Origin of the sequence: Microbacterium pratiae (assembly GCF_047302165.1) — a bacterium.
In the GTDB taxonomy this organism is placed as follows: domain Bacteria; phylum Actinomycetota; class Actinomycetes; order Actinomycetales; family Microbacteriaceae; genus Microbacterium.
In genome coordinates this window covers 2,250,712-2,270,560 of the sequence record NZ_CP154843.1, presented here as the reverse complement: position 1 = coordinate 2,270,560, position 19,849 = coordinate 2,250,712, and the positions used below count along the sequence as shown (strand labels likewise).

The 19,849-nt window shown below is 69.4% G+C and carries 21 protein-coding genes; 10 read left to right on the top strand and 11 right to left on the bottom strand.

Going from position 1 to position 19,849, the window contains the following annotated elements; translation table 11 throughout:
- Positions 1–57 precede the first annotated feature (57 nt).
- Entirely contained in the window at positions 58–543 is a 486-nt protein-coding gene (locus AA0Y20_RS10790) for a Dps family protein (RefSeq protein ID WP_412939216.1), read from the top strand.
- A 109-nt stretch (positions 544–652) separates the two neighbouring features.
- On the opposite strand, the gene AA0Y20_RS10785 is transcribed toward AA0Y20_RS10790, so the two are convergent.
- From AA0Y20_RS10785 to AA0Y20_RS10770, 4 genes are read right to left on the bottom strand one after another with little or no spacing between them, the layout of a single operon-like run.
- Positions 653–2,155: an amidohydrolase gene (locus AA0Y20_RS10785; protein ID WP_412939215.1), complete on the bottom strand. Its 1,503-nt coding sequence runs from the start codon at positions 2,153–2,155 to the stop codon at positions 653–655.
- Entirely contained in the window at positions 2,152–2,805 is a 654-nt protein-coding gene (locus AA0Y20_RS10780; RefSeq protein ID WP_412939214.1) for an FMN-binding negative transcriptional regulator, read from the bottom strand. The genes AA0Y20_RS10785 and AA0Y20_RS10780 overlap by 4 nt, the downstream gene beginning before the upstream one ends.
- A gap of 4 nt (positions 2,806–2,809) precedes the next feature.
- The gene (locus AA0Y20_RS10775) at positions 2,810–3,820 is read right to left on the bottom strand and encodes an Fpg/Nei family DNA glycosylase (RefSeq protein ID WP_412939213.1); all 1,011 of its coding nucleotides are present in this window, start codon (positions 3,818–3,820) and stop codon (positions 2,810–2,812) included.
- A complete protein-coding gene (locus tag AA0Y20_RS10770; RefSeq protein ID WP_412939212.1) occupies positions 3,820–4,365 on the bottom strand; it encodes a ribose-5-phosphate isomerase in 546 nt (181 codons plus the stop codon). Before AA0Y20_RS10770 ends, AA0Y20_RS10775 begins: the two co-directional genes overlap by 1 nt.
- A gap of 112 nt (positions 4,366–4,477) precedes the next feature.
- Between AA0Y20_RS10770 and pepN the strand changes: the two genes are divergently transcribed.
- The 7 genes from pepN to AA0Y20_RS10735 all read left to right on the top strand — a co-directional run bounded on the left by pepN (position 4,478) and on the right by AA0Y20_RS10735 (position 12,427).
- A complete protein-coding gene (pepN, locus tag AA0Y20_RS10765; protein WP_412939211.1) occupies positions 4,478–7,024 on the top strand; it encodes an aminopeptidase N in 2,547 nt (848 codons plus the stop codon).
- A gap of 107 nt (positions 7,025–7,131) precedes the next feature.
- Positions 7,132–8,046, top strand: a complete 915-nt coding sequence (locus AA0Y20_RS10760; RefSeq protein WP_412939210.1) for an ABC transporter ATP-binding protein — start codon at positions 7,132–7,134, stop codon at positions 8,044–8,046.
- The gene (locus AA0Y20_RS10755; protein ID WP_412939209.1) at positions 8,043–8,852 is read left to right on the top strand and encodes an ABC transporter permease; all 810 of its coding nucleotides are present in this window, start codon (positions 8,043–8,045) and stop codon (positions 8,850–8,852) included. The genes AA0Y20_RS10760 and AA0Y20_RS10755 overlap by 4 nt, the downstream gene beginning before the upstream one ends.
- A 10-nt stretch (positions 8,853–8,862) precedes the next feature.
- Positions 8,863–10,125 carry a sensor histidine kinase gene (locus AA0Y20_RS10750; RefSeq protein WP_412939208.1) on the top strand — a complete coding sequence of 421 codons (1,263 nt, stop codon included), beginning with the start codon at positions 8,863–8,865 and terminating at the stop codon, positions 10,123–10,125.
- Positions 10,115–10,789, top strand: a complete 675-nt coding sequence (locus tag AA0Y20_RS10745; RefSeq protein ID WP_412939207.1) for a response regulator — start codon at positions 10,115–10,117, stop codon at positions 10,787–10,789. Before AA0Y20_RS10750 ends, AA0Y20_RS10745 begins: the two co-directional genes overlap by 11 nt.
- A gap of 46 nt (positions 10,790–10,835) precedes the next feature.
- The gene (locus tag AA0Y20_RS10740) at positions 10,836–11,960 is read left to right on the top strand and encodes a mechanosensitive ion channel family protein (RefSeq protein WP_412939206.1); all 1,125 of its coding nucleotides are present in this window, start codon (positions 10,836–10,838) and stop codon (positions 11,958–11,960) included.
- Positions 11,957–12,427: a globin gene (locus AA0Y20_RS10735; RefSeq protein WP_412939205.1), complete on the top strand. Its 471-nt coding sequence runs from the start codon at positions 11,957–11,959 to the stop codon at positions 12,425–12,427. Before AA0Y20_RS10740 ends, AA0Y20_RS10735 begins: the two co-directional genes overlap by 4 nt.
- Position 12,428: 1 nt before the next feature.
- Here AA0Y20_RS10735 and AA0Y20_RS10730 read toward each other — a convergent pair whose 3' ends face one another.
- A complete protein-coding gene (locus AA0Y20_RS10730) occupies positions 12,429–13,103 on the bottom strand; it encodes a hypothetical protein (RefSeq protein WP_412939204.1) in 675 nt (224 codons plus the stop codon).
- A 20-nt stretch (positions 13,104–13,123) separates the two neighbouring features.
- Here AA0Y20_RS10730 and AA0Y20_RS10725 point away from each other — a divergent pair, with 20 nt between their 5' ends.
- Positions 13,124–14,062, top strand: a complete 939-nt coding sequence (locus AA0Y20_RS10725; RefSeq protein ID WP_412939203.1) for an acyl-CoA thioesterase — start codon at positions 13,124–13,126, stop codon at positions 14,060–14,062.
- Here AA0Y20_RS10725 and AA0Y20_RS10720 read toward each other — a convergent pair.
- From AA0Y20_RS10720 to msrA, 5 genes are all read right to left on the bottom strand, one after another.
- Positions 14,050–14,577 carry an acyl-CoA thioesterase gene (locus AA0Y20_RS10720; protein ID WP_412939202.1) on the bottom strand — a complete coding sequence of 176 codons (528 nt, stop codon included), beginning with the start codon at positions 14,575–14,577 and terminating at the stop codon, positions 14,050–14,052. The genes AA0Y20_RS10725 and AA0Y20_RS10720 overlap by 13 nt on opposite strands.
- Positions 14,570–16,249, bottom strand: coding sequence for an energy-dependent translational throttle protein EttA (ettA, locus tag AA0Y20_RS10715; protein WP_412939201.1), 1,680 nt, complete (start codon positions 16,247–16,249; stop codon positions 14,570–14,572). Before ettA ends, AA0Y20_RS10720 begins: the two co-directional genes overlap by 8 nt.
- A gap of 56 nt (positions 16,250–16,305) precedes the next feature.
- Entirely contained in the window at positions 16,306–16,797 is a 492-nt protein-coding gene (locus AA0Y20_RS10710; RefSeq protein ID WP_412939200.1) for a DUF6993 domain-containing protein, read from the bottom strand.
- A gap of 38 nt (positions 16,798–16,835) precedes the next feature.
- On the bottom strand, positions 16,836–17,324 hold the full coding sequence (gene ssb, locus AA0Y20_RS10705; RefSeq protein WP_412939199.1) for a single-stranded DNA-binding protein: 489 nt from the start codon (positions 17,322–17,324) through the stop codon (positions 16,836–16,838).
- Between the two features lie 159 nt (positions 17,325–17,483).
- Positions 17,484–18,011, bottom strand: coding sequence for a peptide-methionine (S)-S-oxide reductase MsrA (gene msrA, locus AA0Y20_RS10700; protein WP_412939198.1), 528 nt, complete (start codon positions 18,009–18,011; stop codon positions 17,484–17,486).
- Between the two features lie 116 nt (positions 18,012–18,127).
- Here msrA and AA0Y20_RS10695 point away from each other — a divergent pair, with 116 nt between their 5' ends.
- On the top strand, positions 18,128–18,394 hold the full coding sequence (locus AA0Y20_RS10695; protein WP_412939197.1) for a hypothetical protein: 267 nt from the start codon (positions 18,128–18,130) through the stop codon (positions 18,392–18,394).
- Between the two features lie 32 nt (positions 18,395–18,426).
- On the opposite strand, the gene AA0Y20_RS10690 is transcribed toward AA0Y20_RS10695, so the two are convergent.
- The gene (locus AA0Y20_RS10690) at positions 18,427–19,836 is read right to left on the bottom strand and encodes a PLP-dependent aminotransferase family protein (protein WP_412939196.1); all 1,410 of its coding nucleotides are present in this window, start codon (positions 19,834–19,836) and stop codon (positions 18,427–18,429) included.
- Between the last annotated feature and the right edge of the window lie 13 nt (positions 19,837–19,849).

Sequence of the window (19,849 nt, the reverse complement as noted above, 5' to 3'; positions counted from 1 at the left end):
GAGCGTGAGTAGCGTTTGGACAGATGCAGGCCACGACCTGCCAGAAGGAGCGCAGACATGACCGACACGAACATCACCACCCCCGCCCTCACCGCCGACCCCGAGGTCGCCGCCGCTGCCGCGCAGTTCCTCACCCCGGTCGTGCACAAGATGCAGGCGCTCGTCGTCAACGGCAAGCAGGCGCACTGGAACGTGCGCGGCTCGAACTTCATCGCGATCCACGAGCTCCTCGACTCCGTGGTGGCCCACGCCCAGGACTACGCGGACACCGCGGCCGAGCGCATCGTCGCCCTGGGCCTGCCCATCGACTCCCGCGTCTCGACCATGGCCGAGAAGACCAGCACCGCCGTCCCCGCCGGCTTCGCCCAGTGGCAGGACGAGATCAAGGCCATCGTGTCCGACATCGACGCAGCTCTCGTCGACCTTCAGGCCGCGATCGACGGCCTCGACGAGGTCGACCTGTCGAGCCAGGATGTCGCGATCGAGATCAAGCGCGGCGTCGACAAGGACCGCTGGTTCCTCCTCGCCCACCTCGCCGAGTAACGCTCAGCGCCGACGGAACGGCGCGGAGATCGGATCCGGGCAGCAGAACGCGCCCCACCGATCACCGCGCCGTTCCGTCGTCCTCGCGGGCGATCCGGTCGAACCGGCGTCAGCCGATATGCGTCACGCGACCGGCGAGCAGAGTCGCGCCCACGGCGGTCGCCCGCAGGGCGGACGGGGTGGCTGCCACGAGCGGGTCGCGGTCGACGACGACGAGGTCGGCCACGGCGCCCGGCTCGATCGCGGAGCCGGTCTCGGAGCCGCCTGCCGTGGAACCCGCGAGAGCAACCGCGGCGGAGATCCGCTGGTGGGGTCGCCACGGCTCGCGCTCGTCGCGTGTGCGGAACACGGCGTCAGACATCGTGGTCCACGGGTCGAGATGAGCGACGGGTGCGTCCGAGCCGAGCAGCAGGTTGGCTCCCGCGTCGACCAGTTCCCGCAGGGGGTATCCCACAGCCGTCTGGCCCGCCCAGAACTCCTCGGCCATGTCACGGTCGTCGACAGCGTGCGACGGCTGCACGCTGGCCCCGACGCCGAGGCGCGCGAAGCGCGGGATATCGGCGTGAGCGACGAGCTGCGCGTGCTCTATCGTGCCGATGGCTCCCGTCATCGCGAACGCGTCGAGGGCATGCGAGTTCGCGACGTCGCCGATAGCGTGCACGGCGCACGCGATGCCCCGGCCGGTGGCCCGCCGCATCAGGTCGACGAGCACGTCCGGTGGAACGGTCATGACCCCGAAGTCCGTCTCGACTCCGGGGTAATGGTGTGAACAGGCCGCGGTCCGAGTGCCGAGGGATCCGTCCGTGATGACCTTGAATGGCCCCATCCGTACGAGTCCGCCCGGGTCGATCGCATCACCCGTCTGCAGCCCCGCCTCGATGGCGCGATCGAGCATGCCCGCATAGACGCCGAACGACACGCGCACGGCGTCGAATCCCTGTGCCAGCCGACGGTCCCAGGATTCCGCGTTCCACGCCATGTCGAGGTCGACGATGCCGACCACTCCCCGCGCGGCTGCAGCGGACATGGCCTCCGTCACCGCGCTGTCCGCGGTCGCGGGGTCGAGCGCATTGAGCCGTCGGGAGATCTCGAACGCGGGCTCCTCGCGCAGTACGCCATCCGCCGACGACATCTCCTCCCGCCGGAGAGCCGCACTGTTGAGCCAGACGCTGTGCACGTCGGAGTTGATGAGATAGGTCGGCGTGTCGCCGGTCGTCGCGTCCAGCAGCTCGAGGGACGGACGATCCGGCCACAGGGCGTCACGGAACCCCGAGCCGATGCGGCGCCCGTCCTGACCTGTCTGCGAACGCCCCATCACGGCGGCTGCTTCCGCCGCGCTCGAGATGCCCTCGAGATCGACCCGACGCGCCGTGAGCGCCCACTGCACGGTGTGGACGTGGTGGTCCCAGAGACCCGGGAGCAGCCAGCCCCCCGCGGCATCGAGGACGACGCCCCGCTTCGGCAATGCCCCGGCGGGCGCGATGTCGACGACCGTTCCCCCGTCGAGGTGCACGTCGACGGGGTCGGTGCCGAACGGATCGGTCCGGCCCGGGCCGGTCAGCCGGGCACCGGCGATGACAGCGACGTGCTCGCCGTGTGCCGGAGAACTCACGACCGTCCTTCGCGCGCTGCGCGCATCGCCCCGTGCGCTCGCCGCATCTCGCCCGCCAGTCGCGGGTCGGCGTAGGGCGTGACGCCCTCGTCGAGCTTCTGGATGATCGTGTCGACGACCGCATCCGGCCGGTTCTGACTGAGCTTGCGTTTCGCCTCGACACGCGTCGGCGACAGCCGGAATCCGACGGTGCCGCGCTCGAGGCGCCGCACGAAGTCCTCGTCGTTCGGCGCCGCCCACATGCCGCGCGGCTCTCCGATGCCCGCCTCGAAGCGATCGACGAGACGCTCCAGCACGCGGAGGTTCTCGTCGGCGGAGAGGATCTCGGGTACGCCGGAGAGATGCACCGAGACGAAGTTCCAGGTGGGCACCGCGGGCGCGTCGCCGTACCACTGGGGCGACACGTAGCCGTGCGGCCCCTGGAACACGACGAGCATCTCGCCGTCACCGAGGCCGAGGATCGCATCGTCCGGACGCCCGACGTGCCCCACGACGGTGAGGTCGTCGCGTTCTTCGTCCAGGAGCACGGCGTAGTGCGACGCGACGAGTCCGCCGGTAGCCGCGCTGACGATCGTGGCCCAGGGGTTCTCTTCGATGACGCGACGGATCTCGGCGGCGTCCGTCATCGCGAAGCTCGGATTCTGCCTCATGTGCTCACCTCTGACAGTTCGGGCACCAGTACAGCTTGCGCGACGCCATCTCCTCGAGGACGATCGCCGTTCCGCAGACGCGGCAGGGCAGGCCGGCGCGGTGATAGACCCAGTGCCGGTCGTCACGATGGGCCATGGCCCGGCGCCACGCCTCGGGATCGAGGTCGTCCATCGTCATCATCTGACCCGTCTCGACACCGATCGCGAGAAGCCGCACCCAGTCGTGCCAGAGCCCCCTCACGGTCTCCTCCGGGACATCGCGGCCCGGAGTGTGCGGATTCAAGCGCGCACGGAAGAGCATCTCGGCGCGATAGACATTGCCGATCCCGCTCACGACGCTCTGGTCCATGAGAAGCAGGCCGATCGCCGTCGGCTTGCGACGAACGGTCGCGGTGAATCGCTCCTCGCCCTCTGCCACGTCATCCACGAGCGGGTCGGGACCGAGCTTGTCGATCGTCGCCTGCACCTCTTCCGGTGTCTGCAGCTGACAGGCGGTCGGTCCCCGAAGGTCGGCGCAGGTCGCGTCGGTGAGGAGGCGCAGCCGCACCTGGCCGACGACCGGCGGCGGCCATTCGTCGTCGCCCGTCGCCGCGCCGTCCTCACCGAGCCCCGTGGTCTGCTCGCTCATGCGGACCCTTCCTCGGGCTCGTCGCGGCGCACCGATCGAGCTGAGGGAGTTCTCCCCGGCGTCGTCGTAGATCGGCGCGAGCTCGGTGCCGCGCTGATTGGTGTGGCCCATGCGACCGTTCGCCGAGGCGATGGTCGGGTCGACGACGATCTCGCCCGCGAAGTCCCAAGCCCCGTACATCCCGAGGTGAACGCGCAACCAGACGTCGTCCTCGAACGCGAGGAACATCTGCTTGCCGACCGCCCGCGCCTCGATCGCCTCGCGACCGTCGAGCACCGCCGCGCCCTCGACGAATCGGCCCTGCGGGCTCGACGCCGCGACGACGCGGCCGACGACGTTGCGCTCGAACTGCCGGGCGATCCGGTGGACGGAGTGGCCCTCGGGCATCAGCCCGCTTCCGGATCGAACGAGTCGGTGGCCGGGAGGGGCGAGGTGGTGCCCTCCGCACCTGCTCGCGGGTCGGGAAGCAAGCTGCCGTCGGCCTCGTACGCAGCGAGCTGGGCGATGCGGCGCGCGTGACGCTCCTCGCCGGTGAACGGAGTCGCGATGAAGCGATCGATGAAGGTCACGGCCTCGTCGAACGTGTGCTGGCGGGCGCCGATCGCGATGACGTTCGCGTCGTTGTGCTCCCGCGCGAGCTCGGCGGTCGGGATGTTCCACACGAGCGCGGCCCGCACGCCGTGAACCTTGTTGGCCGCCATCTGCTCGCCGTTACCCGAGCCGCCGAAGACGACACCCAGAGCCTCGACCCCGGCCTGCTGGTCGCGGACGACCGCCTCCGCAGCGCGGATGCAGAACGCGGGGTAGTCGTCGACCGGGTCGTACTCGATCGGCCCGTGGTCCACGACGTCGTGGCCGGCTTCGGCGAGGTGATGCTGGAGCTGAGTGGAGAACTCGAGACCGGCGTGGTCGGTCGCGATATGGATGCGCATGGCACCATCCTATGAACGTGCGGGCCCCGAAAGCGTAGGCTGGCACGGTTGCCGTCGGCGCCAGCAGCGCGCGGCCTCGAATCCTCACCCCGACCCTGGGAGCAGAACGCACGTGCCTGGAGAGAACCTCACCCGCATCGAGGCGCAGGAGCGCCGCGCGATCGTCGACACGCAGAGCTACGACATCGCCCTCGATCTGACCGTGGGCGCGGAGGTCTTCCGCTCGCGCACGGTCATACGTTTCGCCGCCACCGAGGGCGCCTCGACCTTCATCGACCTGATCGCTCGCGACGTCCGGGAGATCACGCTCAACGGCCGGGCGATCGACGCCTCCGCGTTCAGCGACTCGCGCATCGCTCTCGACGACCTCGCGGCTCAGAACGAGCTCATCGTCGATGCGGACTGCCTGTACACGAACACCGGCGAGGGGCTGCACCGCTTCGTCGACCCCGTCGACGGCGAGGTCTACCTCTACTCGCAGTTCGAGGTGCCCGACTCGCGTCGCGTCTTCGCCGTCTTCGAGCAGCCCGATCTGAAAGCCGAGTTCCGCTTCACGATCACCGCCCCCGCGGAGTGGAAGGTCGTCTCCAACTCCCCCACGCCCGAGCCTGTGCCCGGTGACGGCGGCACGGCGACCTGGGCGTTCGAGCCCACCCCGCGGATCTCCTCCTACATCACCGCCCTGGTCGCGGGCCCCTACGAGCAGGTCTTCTCCGAGCTCACCAGCGCGGACGGTCGCGTCATCCCGCTCGGCGTCTACGCGCGCAAGAGCCTCTGGCAGTACCTGGACGCCGACTACGTCTTCGAGAAGACGCGTCAGGGCTTCGCCTACTTCGAGCAGAAGTTCGGCGTGCCCTACCCGTTCGCGAAGTACGACCAGCTCTTCGTCCCGGAGTTCAACGCCGGGGCGATGGAGAACGCGGGCGCGGTGACCTTCACCGAGACCTACGTCTTCCGCTCGAAGGTGACCGACGCCGTGAAGGAACGGCGCGTCGTGACGATCCTTCACGAGCTCGCTCACATGTGGTTCGGCGACCTCGTCACCATGAAGTGGTGGAACGACCTCTGGCTCAACGAGTCGTTCGCCGAGTGGGCGTCGACCATCGCGACCGCCGAGGCTACGGAATGGACCGAAGCCTGGACGACCTTCAACGCGATGGAGAAGACCTGGGCCTACCGCCAGGACCAGCTCCCGTCGACGCACCCCGTCGTGGCGCGTATAAACGACCTCGAAGACGTCCAGGTGAACTTCGACGGCATCACGTACGCGAAGGGCGGCTCGGTGCTCAAGCAGCTCGCCGCCTGGGTCGGCGTCGAGGCCTTCTTCGCCGGGGTGTCGGCGTACTTCCGCAAGCACGCATGGGGCAACACCGAGCTGTCCGACCTGCTCGTAGAGCTCGAGGCCACCAGCGGACGCGAGCTGGAGTCCTGGTCGAAGAAGTGGCTCGAGACGGCCGGTGTGAACACGCTCGAGCCCGAGATCGCGACCGACGCCGACGGCATCATCACCCGATTCGCCATCGTTCAGACGGCGCCCGCCGATTACCCCACGATCCGTCCTCACCGTCTCGGGGTCGGCTTCTACTCGCTCAAGGACGGCGCGCTCGTGCGCGTCCATCACGTCGAGCTCGACGTCGACGGCGACCTGACGGAAGTACCGGAGCTCATCGGCCGCGGGCAGCCCGACCTGGTTCTCCTGAACGACGGAGACCTCGCGTACGCCAAGATCCGCCTCGACGAGCGGTCGCTGCGCACGGCGGTCGAGCACCTCGCGAAGATCAGCGATCCTCTCGCGCGTTCTCTGGTCTGGGGCGCCGCGTGGGATCAGACGCGCGACGCCGAGGCATCCGCGACCGATTACATCGATCTCGTGCTCCGCAACATCGGCACCGAGACCGAGTCGACCACGGTGCGCACGACGCTCGGACAGCTGCAGCTCGCCGCGAACTCCTACGTCGCCCCGCAGACCCGCGACTCGGCCCGCGCTCGCGTCGCCGACGGCCTGTGGGCGCTCGCGCAGCAGGCTGAGGCGGGAAGCGACAGCCAGCTGCAGTTCGTGACCGCGTTCGCGTCCGCTGCGTCGACTCCCGCGCACGCGGACATCGTCCGCGCGCTGCGCTCGGGCGACACGGTCCTGCCCGGGCTCGAGATCGACGCCGACCTGTCGTGGGCGCTCCTGGTGTCGCTGGCCGCATCGGGTGCTGTCTCGGCTGCGGACATCGATGCCGCGCTCTCCGCCGACAACACCGCGAAGGGCGGCGAGTTCGCGGCCCAGGCCCGCGCAGCGCTCCCCACGGCCGAGGCGAAGAAGGCCGCATGGGCTTCCCTCATCCACAACGACGACCTCCCGAACACGGTCGTACGGTCCGCTGCGGTCGGGTTCACCCACCCCGCGGGTGTTGCCCACCTCTCGGAGTTCGTGGACGAGTACTTCCGGATGCTGCTGCCGGTCTGGGAGTCGCGCACGTACCAGATCGCGCAGTACCTGATCGTCGGACTGTACCCCGCCGCCCTCGCCGACACCGCCCTTCGCGACGCGACCCGCGCATGGCTCTCGCAGAACGTCGAGGCACCCGCGGCGCTCCGCCGGCTCGTCGCCGAGAACCTCGCGGGCGTCGAGCGTGCGCTCGCCGTCCAGGAGCGCGACGCGCAGGACTGACGTCATCCGCAGTGACGATGGGCGTCGTACTCCGGTACGACGCCCATCGTCGTATCCGGCACTTCCGACGGACGACAGCGCGATGCCCCCGTCGATAGCGTGGGCGCATGATCGTTGCAGATGGCCTCACGAAGAGGTACGGAGACAAGACAGCCGTCGACGGGGTGAGCTTCACCGTGCAGTCCGGCAAGGTGACCGGTTTCCTCGGCCCGAACGGTGCCGGCAAGTCCACCACGATGCGGATGATCGTCGGCCTCGACCGGCCGTCGTCCGGACGCGTCACGATCGACGGACGCGACTACCGCTCGCTGCGGTCACCCCTCACCCAGGTCGGCATCCTGCTCGATGCGAAGGCCGTGCACACGGGCCGGAGTGCGCGCAATCACCTCCGGGCGATGGCCGCGACCCACGGCATCCCCCGCTCCCGTGTCGACGAGGTGATCGAGATCACGGGGCTCGCTTCGGTGGCCGGCAAGCGCGCCGGCAAGTTCTCGCTCGGCATGGGACAGCGACTGGGAATCGCGGCCGCCCTGCTCGGCGACCCGCAGACCCTCATCCTCGACGAGCCCGTCAACGGTCTCGATCCCGAAGGCGTGCGCTGGGTCCGGCAGTTCGTGCGCGGCCAGGCGGCACAGGGTCGCACGGTGCTGCTCTCGAGCCACCTCATGAGCGAGATGGCACTCACAGCCGACCACGTGATCGTCCTCGGCCGGGGGCGCGTCCTGGCCGACGCCAGCATCGACGAGCTCGTCCGCTCCTGGACGAGCAACACCGTCGTCGTGCGCACGCCTCGCGCTGACGAGCTCACGCGCCTCATCGCCGGCCCCGACGTCGCCGTCACCACGGGCGAGCCCGGGCTCCTGCAGGTCGCCGGACTCAGCGCGGCCGTGATCGGCGACACCGCCGCCGCACACGGCATCCCGCTCCATGAGCTGACGCCGCGCGTCGGATCGCTCGAAGACGCCTATCTCGCCCTCACCGAGGGTTCGGTCGAATACCAGACGAAGGGAGCCGTGCGATGACCACCACGGCCGTCCAGACCCCGGCGCCCGCACGCGCCACGCCGTCGAACGCCCGCCTGTCCTTCGGCCGACTCGTCCGCAGCGAGGCCATCAAGCTCCTCACGCTCCGGTCGACCTGGTGGTCGCTCGGAGTGACCGCGGTGCTGGCGATCGGCATCTCGCTCCTCATGGCGTGGGCGTCGCAGGAGTTCAGCGGCGACTTCAACCCGGTCGGGGCGATCGTCGCGCCGATGCAGTTCACGATGCTCGTGGCGGGCATCCTCGGCGCCATGGCCATCACGGGCGAGTACTCGACCGGGATGATCCGCTCGACGCTGACCGCCGAACCGCGCCGCGGCGCGGTCCTCGTCGCGAAAGGCGTCGTCGTCGCGCTGCTGCTCGCCGCCACGACGGTCGTCACCACGATCGTCTCCGTCATCGCCTCCGCCCCGATCTTCGGCGATCGAGCCATCGACTGGTCGGATGCCGAGACGTCCGTGATCCCCCTCGCCCTCGGCGTGCTCGCCATGGCGACCTTCGCGCTGCTGGGTCTCGGCTGGGGCTTCATCATCCGGAACGGTGCAGGAGCGATCGCTGCGACCGTCGGCATCCTGTTCGTCCTCCCGATCGTGCTGAGCATGTTCTCGTTCGCCGGCGAGTCGTGGGCGTGGATCGTCGACCTGGCGCAGTACCTGCCCTCGAGCGCCGCGCAGACCGTGACCTCGCCCGGGTCGGAGGAGTTCGCGAAGGGACTCGTCACTCTCCTCGCCTGGCCCGCGGTGACGCTGCTCGGCGGCTGGGCCGTCCTCCGCTCGACCGACGCGTAGAGTACGACGGGTGTCTCCCGGAAGCCGTGGCTCATCGTCGCATGACGACGAGCTGCGGCTTCCGCGTCCTCCCGGAGTCCTGCGGCGGTTCTGGGCTCGGCACCCGGTATTCGCCGACGTCCTGACGGCGCTCCTGTGCCTCGCGTTCTCGCTGGTCCCGGCGACCAGCTTCACCGACCGCCTGGACGAAGCGGTCGGCATCGCACGCCTCTGGCCCGTGACCGGGCCCGTGGTCATGGTCGTCGTCGTGCTGGGCTGCGTCTCGCTGCTCGTGCGCCGTCGCTACCCGACGGTCGTCTTCGTGGGCGCCGTCGTGGTCGCGCTGGCCTACCTGCTCGCCCCGCTTCCGACCGGCGGGCCGATGCTGGGCATCGCCGCGTACACCCTCGCTGTCCACCGCAGCGTGCGCTCCTGCATGATCGGGGTCGGTGTCGGCCTCGGCGTCATCGCGTCGGTGATCGCGGCGCTGGCGTTCACCGGCGAGATCGGCGCCGCGGTCGCGTGGAACTCTCTCGTCAGCGAGGCGCTCGCAGCCCTGATCGGGTCGCTCATCGGCGCCAACGTCGGCAATCGGCAGCGCTATGTCTCCGCTCTCATCGACCGATCGCGCCAGCTCGTCGTCGAACGGGATCAGCAGGCGCGGCTCGCAGCGGCCGCCGAGCGGGATCGCATCGCCCGCGAGCTCCACGACATCGTCGCGCACTCCCTCACCGTCATGGTCGCTCTGGCAGAGGGCGTCGCAGCGTCGAACGACATCGACCGGGCACGGCCGGGTGCGACCGCCATCGCTTCGACGGGGCGCGAGGCGCTGCGCGACATGCGCGCCACCCTCGGCATCCTGCGCGACGACGATGACGCCCCGCTCGCCCCCGTGAGCCGTGACACGACCGTGGAGACGGTCGACTCCGCTCGCGCCGCCGGCTTCGACGCGACGCTGACCGTATCGGGCGACCGCCCCGCGCTCAGCAGCGCCGTGCAGCTCGCGATCTCGCGCATCGTGCAGGAGGGCGTCACGAACGCGATTCGCCACTCCCGCGGCGCGGAACGCATCGACGTCCGGATCGCCTACCGTTCGGATGCCGTGGAGGTGCATGTCGTCGACGACGGCGAGCCGGTCGTGTCCGCGCCGACCGCGCCGTCGGGATATGGCCTGCGCGGCCTCCGCGAGCGCGTGGTCCTGGCGGGCGGCACGGTGGCCGCGGGCCCCGGACCGGGCCGCGGTTGGCGCGTGCACGCCCGCATCCCCCTCGAACAGGAGAATCATGAACGCTGATCCCGCCGCGCTCATCCGCGTGCTGATCGTCGACGACCAGCAGCTCATCCGGCTGGGATTCCGGATGGTGCTCGAAGCCGCGGACTGCATCCAGGTGGTCGGCGAGGCCGCTGACGGCGCGGGGGCGCTCGATGCCGTCGCGGCGACGTCTCCGGACGTCGTACTCATGGATGTCCGGATGCCCGGCGTGGACGGCATCCAGGCGACCGCCCGGATCCGGGCGGAGCATCCGCACGTCGCCGTCCTGGTGCTCACGACCTTCGACCTCGACGAGTACGCATTCGGCGCGTTGCGAGCGGGTGCCGGCGGCTTCCTCCTGAAGGATGCCCGCCGCGACGAACTCGTCGCGGCGGTACGAGCCGTGGCGGCGGGCGAGGCCACCCTCGCGCCGCGGATCACCCGTCGCATGATCGAGCTCGTCACAGCGACAGGTCTGCCCGCTCCGCAACCCGTCGCGCCGGCGTCGCTCACCGCCCGCGAGGCCGACGTCCTCGCGGCCATGGCGCGCGGTCTCACGAATCTCGAGATCGCTGCCGAGCTCTTCCTCAGCGAGTCGACCGTGAAGACGCATGTGGGCCGGATCCTCACCAAGCTCCCGGCACGAGACCGCGTCCACGCCGTGCTCATCGCGCACGGGCTCGCCGATCCCGCAGTCGACTCCTGACGGCCCTCTCGGGAAGGCCATGGGGCGCCTGGTTAGGATCGGAACGATGACCACCGTGACCCCTCCGATCCCCCTTGCGTGGGAGTTCCCCGTCGACGATTTCTTGAGATTCCTGTCCGAAGCCGGATGGAACATCGTCGCCGTCGCGGGCATCGTGCTGGGTGCCTTCGCGCTGTCATGGGTGATGCGCCGCCTCATCGGACGCATCGTCGATCGCATCGTGCGCGGAGCGAAGAACCGCGCCGAGGCCGAAGACACCCGCGCGATCGACATGTCGCCGCTCGCTCAGGTGCGCATCGTGCAGCGTACGCGCACCCTCGGGTCCATCCTGACCAACATCGTCAACGTCACGATCGTCATCGTCGCGCTCCTCATGGTCGTCGGGGTCTTGAGCCCCGGCATCCTCGGCTCGTTCACGCTGCTCTCCGCTGCGATCGGTGCCGGGCTGGGCTTCGGGGCTCAGAACATCGTCAAAGACGTGCTCAACGGGATGTTCATCGTCGCCGAGGACCAGATCGGAATCGGCGACGTCGTCGACCTCGGTCTTGCGACCGGCATCGTCGAGTACGTCAGCGTGCGCGTCACCCACGTCCGCGATGTCAACGGCACGCTCTGGTTCGTCCGCAACGGTGAGATCACCCGGATCGGAAACATGTCCCAGGGCTGGTCGCGGGTCATCATCGACCTGGCGGTGCCGGCGGATGCCGATGTCGAGGTCGTCGAGAAGTCGGTGATCGAGGCCGCGAAGGAGCTCGCGCGCGAGCCCAAGTGGCGAAGCCGCATCATCGAGAAGCCCGAGCTCTGGGGGCTCGAGTCGATCGCCGGTGACGCGCTCGTGATCCGCGTCGTCGTCAAGACGCGTCCGAATGCCAAGGACGACGTCGCTCGCGCACTCCGGGTACGACTCAAGAATGCTGTGGATGAGCTCGGGGTCAAGATCCCTCAGCTCAACTCGACCATCCTGACCGGATTCGAAGGTGCCCAGAGCATCCGGGGCGCGAATCCCCCGCGCACCAAGCCGCAGCCGGTGACTCCGCCGACCGTGAAGGCGCGGCCTCAGTGGCGTCCGAAGCGCAACCGCGGCGTGGACAAGAGCACGGACACGTCCACGACCCACGACTCGCCCGCCGATCCCGGCGAGGCACCCGATGACCGGAAGGGCACCCCGTGAGCGACCAGGTCAGCTTCTACGACGAGGTCGGAGGTCATGAGACGTTCGTCCGACTGGTCGACGTCTTCTACCGGGAGGTCGCTGCCGATGACGTCCTGCGGCCGATGTACCCCGAGGCCGATCTCGCGCCCGCGGCGCATCGCCTCACGACGTTCCTCGAACAGTACTGGGGTGGACCCAGCACGTACGGCGAAGAACGGGGACACCCCCGGCTCCGCATGCGGCATCGTCCGTTCCACGTCGATCCCGACGCGCGCGACCGGTGGCTCCGCCACATGCGCACCGCACTCGACGAGCTGTCGCTCGCTCCGCTTCACGAGGCGACGCTGTGGGACTACCTCGAACGTGCTGCGTACGCGATGGTCAACACCTTCGAGCCCGCGGGGATCGGCCCGCGGGCATCGGGCAGCCGGCCGGCGCTCGACCTGAACCCGGCTCCCGCTGCGGACGCGTCGCCCCGGGAATGACTCAGCGCGCGGGCCCCGTCGATCGGACGGGCGTCAGGCCCATCGCGACCGGCCCGCGAGTGAGCACGTGACCTCGAGCGAATGACACGCGCGTCCAGGCATCGGTTCGGCGTACAGCGGGCTGCTCGGCTCCCGCGATGAACCCCAGGCCGACTGCGGCGAAGGCCACCCCGAGAGGCAGGCCCGCGAGGTCGTCGTCGGGAATCCCCCACACCGACGAGCGGACGAGGTGCACGACGTCGTCGCCCGCGCCCGTCGGCAGTTGACGCGCGACAGCGGCGATGCCCCACTGTGCGCGGAGCGACACGCGCGCGGAGTCGAGGGTGCCGTCCTCGCGCCAGCCGGAGCGCGGCGGAGAGACGCCGGACCATGCGGCCGTGACCCCGCTGTCCGGAAGCCGGACGGCGCGGTCGTCGTCAGCGTCGGGGGCGAGCGCAGCCGCATCGACCGTGAGGTCGCACTCGAGCTCGGGATCGACCCGCGCCGTGCGGAGCGCAAGGACGAAAGGGGTGGGGTCGGTCAGCGATCGCGGCGCGAGCGGCGCGCACGAGAGAGCCAGCACCCCCGCTCTCGCCTGCAGCCGGACGACTCCGTCACCGTGACGGCCAGCGCGGCCGGCGAACGTCAGGACGTCGCGCGCGACCTCGGGATGCGGGAAGAGGAGACGCTCGGACATCCGTCCTAGACTACCCAGCGATGCCCGCACACAGCTCAGAGCCCGCACCCGACCTTCCCGCGGAAGAGACGGATCCCGTCGCCGCGATGCTCAGCGTGCTCGACCTGTCGTCGAGCGAGGCGCGGACGACCGAGGACATCTTCACCGGCAGGTCGCAGGTGATGCCCCAGGGTCGCGTCTTCGGCGGGCAGGTGCTCGCCCAGGCGACGATGGCGGCGATGCGGACCGTGCCCGAGGCGCGCGTGCCGCACTCGATGCACGGCTACTTCCTGCGCCCGGGCGACTCGTCGCGGAACATCACGTTCTCAGTCGACCGCATCCATGACGGGCGATCGTTCTCGACGCGCCGCACGCAGGCGTTCCAGAACGGGATGCCGATCTTCTCGATGATCGCCTCGTTCGAGGACGAGGACCCCGGAGTCGAGCACGCCGAGCCGATGCCCGCCGGGATGCCACAGCCCGAGGACCTCCCCGCGCTCGAGGAGCAACTGAGCGGGATGCACCCGCTGAGCCGGCGCATCTTCTCCGCGAGCCCCATCGAGCTGCGCCACGTCACCGCGCCGATCTACCTCGAACCCGATCCTGCGAAGACACCGCGCCAGGCGGTCTGGGCACGCACCCGCTCAGCGCTGCCCGACGACCCCGCGGTGCACCGAGCTGCGCTGGCATTCCTCAGTGACCTCACCATTCAGGAGCCGGTGCTGCGGGCGCACGGGCTGGCATGGGCCACGCCCGGGCTGAAAGTCGCGAGCCTCGACCACGCGATGTGGTGGCACCGGCCGGCGCGTGTCGACGACTGGCTCCTCTACGTCCAGGAGTCGCCCAGCGCGCGCGGCGGACGTGGCCTGTCGACGGGACGGATCTACGATCGCGCCGGCACGCTCGTCGCGAGCGTCGCGCAGGAGATCATGGTGCGGGTCCCGGACACCACGAATCCCGAGGACGATCAGCGCCGGTGAGAGTAGGTGATGGGCTCCCCCACGACGGGTGCCCATGCCGATCGCATCTCGTCGCTCAGGCGGACGGGCCGGCCGGTCTCGGTGGACACCATCACCACGACGGCCGTGGAACGGGCGTAGCAGGTCTGCGCCTCGTCATCACGAGGGCTGTACACCTCGTAGCAGACATCGATGCTCGACCCCCCGATGCGACCGATCCAGAGCTGGACGTCGAGCGGGCGCTGACCGTACGGAACCGGCGCGAGGTACTCGATCTCCTGCCGTGCGATCAGGGTCATCGTCTCGGCCGAGAGGCTCAGCGCGTCGAGGATCGCGGTGGATGGGCCGGAGAGCCCCGCCTCCGGCTTCCAGAACGCACGCAGGCGCGCCTCTTCGAGCAGCTTGAGCATCGACGTGTTGTTGACGTGTCCGAGCGCGTCGAGGTCTCCCCACCGGAGATGGATGGGGATACGGACGCGGGTGGCCCCGGCGGTCTCCACCACCGAGGCCACCGCGTGCGACGAGTGATCAGTCACGCGTGAGCTTGCGGTACGTCGACTTCGCGGGGTTGGCTGCATCCGCACCCAGCCGCTCGATCTTGTTGGCTTCGTACGCCTCGAAGTTGCCCTCGAACCAGTACCACTGGGACGGGTTCTCCTCGGTGCCCTCGTACGCGAGGATGTGCGTCGCGATGCGGTCGAGGAACCACCGGTCGTGGGTGATGACGACGGCGCAGCCGGGGAACTCGAGCAGCGCGTTCTCGAGCGAGCTGAGGGTTTCGACGTCGAGGTCGTTGGTGGGCTCGTCGAGCAGCAGCAGGTTGCCGCCCTCCTTGAGCGTCAGCGCGAGGTTGAGACGGTTGCGCTCACCACCGGAGAGCACACCCGCCTTCTTCTGCTGGTCGGGTCCCTTGAACCCGAACTTCGACACGTACGCCCGCGAGGGGATCTCGGTCTTGCCGACCGTGATGATGTCCAACCCGTCCGAGACGACCTCCCAGAGCGTCTTCTCGGGATCGATGTTGCCGCGCGACTGGTCGACATAGCTGATCTTGACGGTCTCGCCGATCTTCAGGTCGCCGCCGTCGAGTGGCTCCAAACCAACGATCGTCTTGAAGAGCGTGGTCTTTCCCACACCGTTCGGCCCGATGACGCCCACGATGCCGTTGGGCGGGAGGTTGAAGCTGAGGCCGTCGATGAGCACTCGGTCGCCGAACGCCTTGTGCAGCTTCTTGGCGTCGATCACGACGCTGCCGAGGCGCGGGCCCGCGGGGATCTGGATCTCCTCGAAGTCGAGCTTGCGCGTGCGCTCGGCCTCGGCGGCCATCTCCTCGTAGCGAGCCAGACGAGCCTTCGACTTGGTCTGGCGCCCCTTGGCGGAACTCCGCACCCACTCGAGCTCGTCCTTCAGCCGCTTGGCGAGCTTCGCGTCCTTCTTGCCCTGGATGTCGAGGCGCTCGGCCTTCTTCTGCAGGTACGTCGAGTAGTTGCCCTCGTAGCCGATGAGGCGGCCGCGGTCGACCTCGGCGATCCATTCCGCCACGTTGTCGAGGAAGTACCGGTCGTGGGTGATCGCGATGACCGCACCCTTGTACGCCTGCAGGTGCTGCTCGAGCCAGAGCACGCTCTCGGCATCGAGGTGGTTGGTGGGCTCGTCGAGAAGCAGCAGGTCGGGCTTCTGCAGCAGCAGACGCGCGAGCGCCACACGACGCCGCTCACCACCCGACAGCGGTGCGACCGGAGCGTCGGCGGGCGGCGTGCGAAGTGCTTCCATCGCCTGGTGCAGCTGAGAGTCGAGGTCCCAGCCATCGGCCGCGTCGATCTCCTCCTGCAGCGTGCCCATCTCGGCGAGCAGCGCGTCGAAGTCGGCGTCGGGGTCGGCCATGAGGGCCGAGATCTCGTTGAAGCGGTCGAGCTTGGCCTTGATCGCGACGCCCGCCTCGATGTTCTCGAGCACGGTCTTGGTGTCGTCGAGCTCCGGCTCCTGCATGAGGATGCCGACCGTGAACCCCGGCGACAGCTTCGCCTCGCCGTTGGACGGCTGGTCGAGCCCCGCCATGATCTTCAGGATCGTCGACTTACCGGCACCGTTGGGGCCGACCATTCCGATCTTGGCACCGGGGAGGAATGCCATCGTGACGTCGTCGAGGATGAGCTTCTCGCCGACGGCCTTGCGGGCGCGGACCATGGAGTAGATGTATTCGGCCATAACGACTCGAGTCTAGTCGGGGCGGCCGCCGCCTTAGGGCCCTCAGGACCCGCGAGTCACCAGTCGATGGGGCGGGTCTGCCCGATCAAGCAGCCGCCGCTCGGCAGCTCCGGGAGCACGGTGGCGGTCGGTGCCGGAGTCGACGGGCCGACCTGCCCCACGAGGCACTCCCCCGCCCACAGCACGGAGAACTGGAGGCTGTCGACGGGATCGTCGACGGACGTGCGATCCGCCGTGACCTGCATCGTCGACTTGTCGAAGCCGGCCGCCACGAGAGCGTCGACATACGCACGACCCGCGACGCTGTCCGGGGATGCGGCGACCTGATTCATCACCTCGGTGAAGAGCGGGAGGTTGTCGGTCGCCGTGCTCTCGGGTGACAGCGGCGCAGGCCCCTCGGAGATCGTCGGCGCGGGGGTCTCGATGGTCGTCGTCGCCGGAGGCTCATCGGGGAAGAGCATCGAGCAGCCCGCGATGGAAGCGGCCACGACCAGAGCGCCGAACGTTCCCACCAGGGCGCGGGTCGACCGAGAACGAAGCACGCGCATGCCTGAATCCTAGACGGCGCGGCCCGTCGTCCCGACTCTCAGAACGGAGTCGGGTCGCTGAGGCCCGAGAGGGACGGCTCGGCGACGGACCATTCGCCATCGGCCACCGACGGCCCGTCGGGCGCAGGCTGGCTGAGGGGCGCAGGGGAATTCTGACCGGACGCATCCGAGCGCGGGCTCCGCTGGAACGACGCGGTACCCCATTTCAGGTCGGGCCCGATCGCGTCGGCGTCGATCTCGACCTCGATCCCCCGTTTCTCACCGGCCTCCCATTCCTTCAGCCGAAGGCGTCCGTCGACGATGATCCGCTGACCCTTGCGGAGGGAAGCGAAGGCGTTCTCCCCGAGCGCGCGGAACACGCTGATCCGGTACCAGTTGGTCGTTCCATCGACCCACTCGCCCGACTGCGCGTCGCGATAACGCTGGCTGCTCGCGAGGCGGAAGCTCGTGACCGGGATGCCGCTGCCGGTGCGACGCTGCTCGGGCTCGGTGGCGATGTTGCCGACGACGGTGATGCGATCTGACATGTCTGCTCCTCAGCACGCGGGGCACGGGAAGGGATGCGCTCCGGCACCCGAGTGCCCGTCGGATGCCGGAGCTCCTCCAGCCTCCGGCTCAGGACCACAAGCACGAGGGCGGCCCCGCACATCAGTGCAGAACCGCCCAGGGCACGGGGTGGGGAGGAGTCAGCTCCGCGCGTACTCCGCGAACCGCGCGCGCACCTTGTTCACCTTGGGGACGGCGACCGCGAGGCAGTAGCCCTGTCCGGGGTTCTTCGCGAAGAAGTCCTGGTGGTAGTCCTCCGCCGGGTAGAACGTGTCGGCGCGTTCCATCGTCGTCACGACGCCACCGCCCCACATCTCATCAGCGCGATCGCGCGCGGCGGTGAAGAGCTCGACCTGGGCGTCGTCGAGCGGGAACATGGCCGAGCGGTATTGGGTGCCGACGTCGGCGCCCTGCCGGTTGAGCTGACGCGGGTCGTGCATCGTGAAGAAGGCGTCGAGGATGACGTCGGCGGGAATGACCTCGGGGTCGAAGGTGACCGACACCGCCTCGGCATGCCCGGTCGTTCCCGTGCAGACCGCTTCGTAGCTCGGGTTCGGAACGTGCCCGCCGATGTAGCCCGACACGACCTCTGACACACCGTCGAGCGCGCGATATGCAGCATCGAGGCACCAGAAGCAGCCGCCGGCGAGGATGAAGGTGGTGGTCATGGAAGGCTCCGTTCTCTCGCTTGCGCGAGGTCTCACCATAGCCAACCATCGCTGCCACCCACGTGTTCCCGCGGATGTCGGAGGCCCTCCCTAGCCTCGGTGGTGAGGAGGAGACCATGGCATCGATCCAGGCGCAGCCCACCCGACCCCCGACAGCGACAGTGCCGTCACGGCCGGCTGAGAGACTCGTCCCGCTCGGGACCGACCGTTGGCGCGTCATCGAGCGCGATGGTCACGTCCGCGGCCTCATCGAGCGCGTGGCGACTCCGCGCGGAGAGCGATTCCGCGCCCTGCGCTACCACCTACCGTCCCGTTCCTTCATCGCCATCGGGGAGTTCTGGCGCATGAGCGAGGCCGCCGACACACTTCGCTTGTCCCGCTGACCGCCGACGGGTCGCGTTCTGACCTGTCGACGTCACACGAGAGCGTCGAATGGGGCAGGTCCCGCCGTCCGGGACCCGCTCGTCACACGCTCCCACACCGTCCCGAGGACCTCGACGGCGCTCTGCAGGTCAGCGGGCGACGCGGTGAAAGGCAAGCGCAGACGGTTCTCATGCCCGCCGTCGACGGCGAAGCGCTGGCCGGCACTGAGATAGACACCCGCCGCGCGTGCGCCCAGCACGAGAGGTCCGCTGAGAGGCGCCGGGAGGCCGATCCAGAGCGCGACCCCGCCGTCGACCTCGGGGACGTCCCAATCGGGCAGCCTCTCGCGCAGGCTGGTTCGCGCCGCGCGGTAACCACGCGACAGGAGTTCCGCACGTTGCGGCAGGATCTCCGGCATCCGCGGGATCAACCTCGCCGCGACCTCCTGCTCGAACTCCGGCGTGCCGAGGTCGCGTGCCGGCCGCGCCGCGTGGAGTCGCCGGATGACCTCCGGCTGGGCGCGGACCCACCCCACGCGCAGCCCGCCCCATACGGTCTTCCCGAGCGAGCCGATCCGAACCACGTCGTCTCCTCTCAGCACCGGGGCGGCGGGCGCGCCGAACGAGAGCTCGGCCGTCGTCTCGTCCACCACGAGCGTGCATCCGCGCCCCGCGACATCCTCCAGCGCCGCCTGCTCGAGAAGCGTCATCGAACGCCCGGTCGGGTTCTGGAGCGTCGGCATCAGGTAAGCCAGTGTGGGGCGGGTCCGCCGTGCCGCCTCGTCCAGGCGGTCGAGATCCCAGCCGTGCTCGGTCGTGACCGGAACAGCCACCAGTCTCGCTCCGGCGGCGCGCAGGGCCTCGGCGGCGTGAGGATAGGTCGGCGTCTCGACGAGCACACGGTCGCCGCGGGCCACGAGCACCTCCGCGATGAGATGGATCGCGCTCTGCGCGCCGGCCGTGACGAGGATATGATCGCGCGACGTCGGGATGCCGCGCACGGTGTACCTCTCTGCGATCACCTCGCGCAGCGCAGCCGAGCCGAGCGTGTCGTACCCCGTCCGCGACACGAGCCTCGCGGCATCCGACGCCGTCTCGGCCATGACGCCGGCGAGACCCGGCCACGCGCTCGGGCTCGCCTGTTGCAGATCGATCGATCCGGGCTCCACGGAGACCGTCCCGCCACCACGCATCGGCTGGGCGGTCGTCACGCTGCCCGAACCGCGCAGGCTCTCGATGTGTCCGCTCGCGCGCAGGCTCGCGTAGGCGCTCGCCACCGTCGTACGACTCAGCCCCAACGTGTGCGCGAGCCCGCGCTCCGCCGGCAGCAGCGTGCGCGCCGCGATGCGGTTGTCCAGGCACAGCAGGCGGATCCCGTCCGCGAGAGCTTCGTACGCCGGTTCACGGGTGCGCCAACCACCGAGTGCGGCTTCCAGCGTTCGGGCGGAGATGCGGGAGTGCATACGGCCACAGTAC

What these genes read in the sequence shown, in the direction of transcription:
- AA0Y20_RS10790 (WP_412939216.1), top strand. Translation starts at nt 58, where the DNA reads ATGACCGACACGAACATCACCACCCCCGCCCTCACCGCCGACCCCGAG.
- AA0Y20_RS10780 (WP_412939214.1), bottom strand. Translation starts at nt 2,805, where the DNA reads ATGAGGCAGAATCCGAGCTTCGCGATGACGGACGCCGCCGAGATCCGT.
- AA0Y20_RS10775 (WP_412939213.1), bottom strand. Translation starts at nt 3,820, where the DNA reads ATGCCCGAGGGCCACTCCGTCCACCGGATCGCCCGGCAGTTCGAGCGC.
- AA0Y20_RS10770 (WP_412939212.1), bottom strand. Translation starts at nt 4,365, where the DNA reads ATGCGCATCCATATCGCGACCGACCACGCCGGTCTCGAGTTCTCCACT.
- AA0Y20_RS10760 (WP_412939210.1), top strand. Translation starts at nt 7,132, where the DNA reads ATGATCGTTGCAGATGGCCTCACGAAGAGGTACGGAGACAAGACAGCC.
- AA0Y20_RS10755 (WP_412939209.1), top strand. Translation starts at nt 8,043, where the DNA reads ATGACCACCACGGCCGTCCAGACCCCGGCGCCCGCACGCGCCACGCCG.
- AA0Y20_RS10745 (WP_412939207.1), top strand. Translation starts at nt 10,115, where the DNA reads ATGAACGCTGATCCCGCCGCGCTCATCCGCGTGCTGATCGTCGACGAC.
- AA0Y20_RS10740 (WP_412939206.1), top strand. Translation starts at nt 10,836, where the DNA reads ATGACCACCGTGACCCCTCCGATCCCCCTTGCGTGGGAGTTCCCCGTC.
- AA0Y20_RS10730 (WP_412939204.1), bottom strand. Translation starts at nt 13,103, where the DNA reads ATGTCCGAGCGTCTCCTCTTCCCGCATCCCGAGGTCGCGCGCGACGTC.
- AA0Y20_RS10725 (WP_412939203.1), top strand. Translation starts at nt 13,124, where the DNA reads ATGCCCGCACACAGCTCAGAGCCCGCACCCGACCTTCCCGCGGAAGAG.
- ettA (WP_412939201.1), bottom strand. Translation starts at nt 16,249, where the DNA reads ATGGCCGAATACATCTACTCCATGGTCCGCGCCCGCAAGGCCGTCGGC.
- AA0Y20_RS10710 (WP_412939200.1), bottom strand. Translation starts at nt 16,797, where the DNA reads ATGCGCGTGCTTCGTTCTCGGTCGACCCGCGCCCTGGTGGGAACGTTC.
- ssb (WP_412939199.1), bottom strand. Translation starts at nt 17,324, where the DNA reads ATGTCAGATCGCATCACCGTCGTCGGCAACATCGCCACCGAGCCCGAG.
- msrA (WP_412939198.1), bottom strand. Translation starts at nt 18,011, where the DNA reads ATGACCACCACCTTCATCCTCGCCGGCGGCTGCTTCTGGTGCCTCGAT.
- AA0Y20_RS10695 (WP_412939197.1), top strand. Translation starts at nt 18,128, where the DNA reads ATGGCATCGATCCAGGCGCAGCCCACCCGACCCCCGACAGCGACAGTG.
- AA0Y20_RS10690 (WP_412939196.1), bottom strand. Translation starts at nt 19,836, where the DNA reads ATGCACTCCCGCATCTCCGCCCGAACGCTGGAAGCCGCACTCGGTGGT.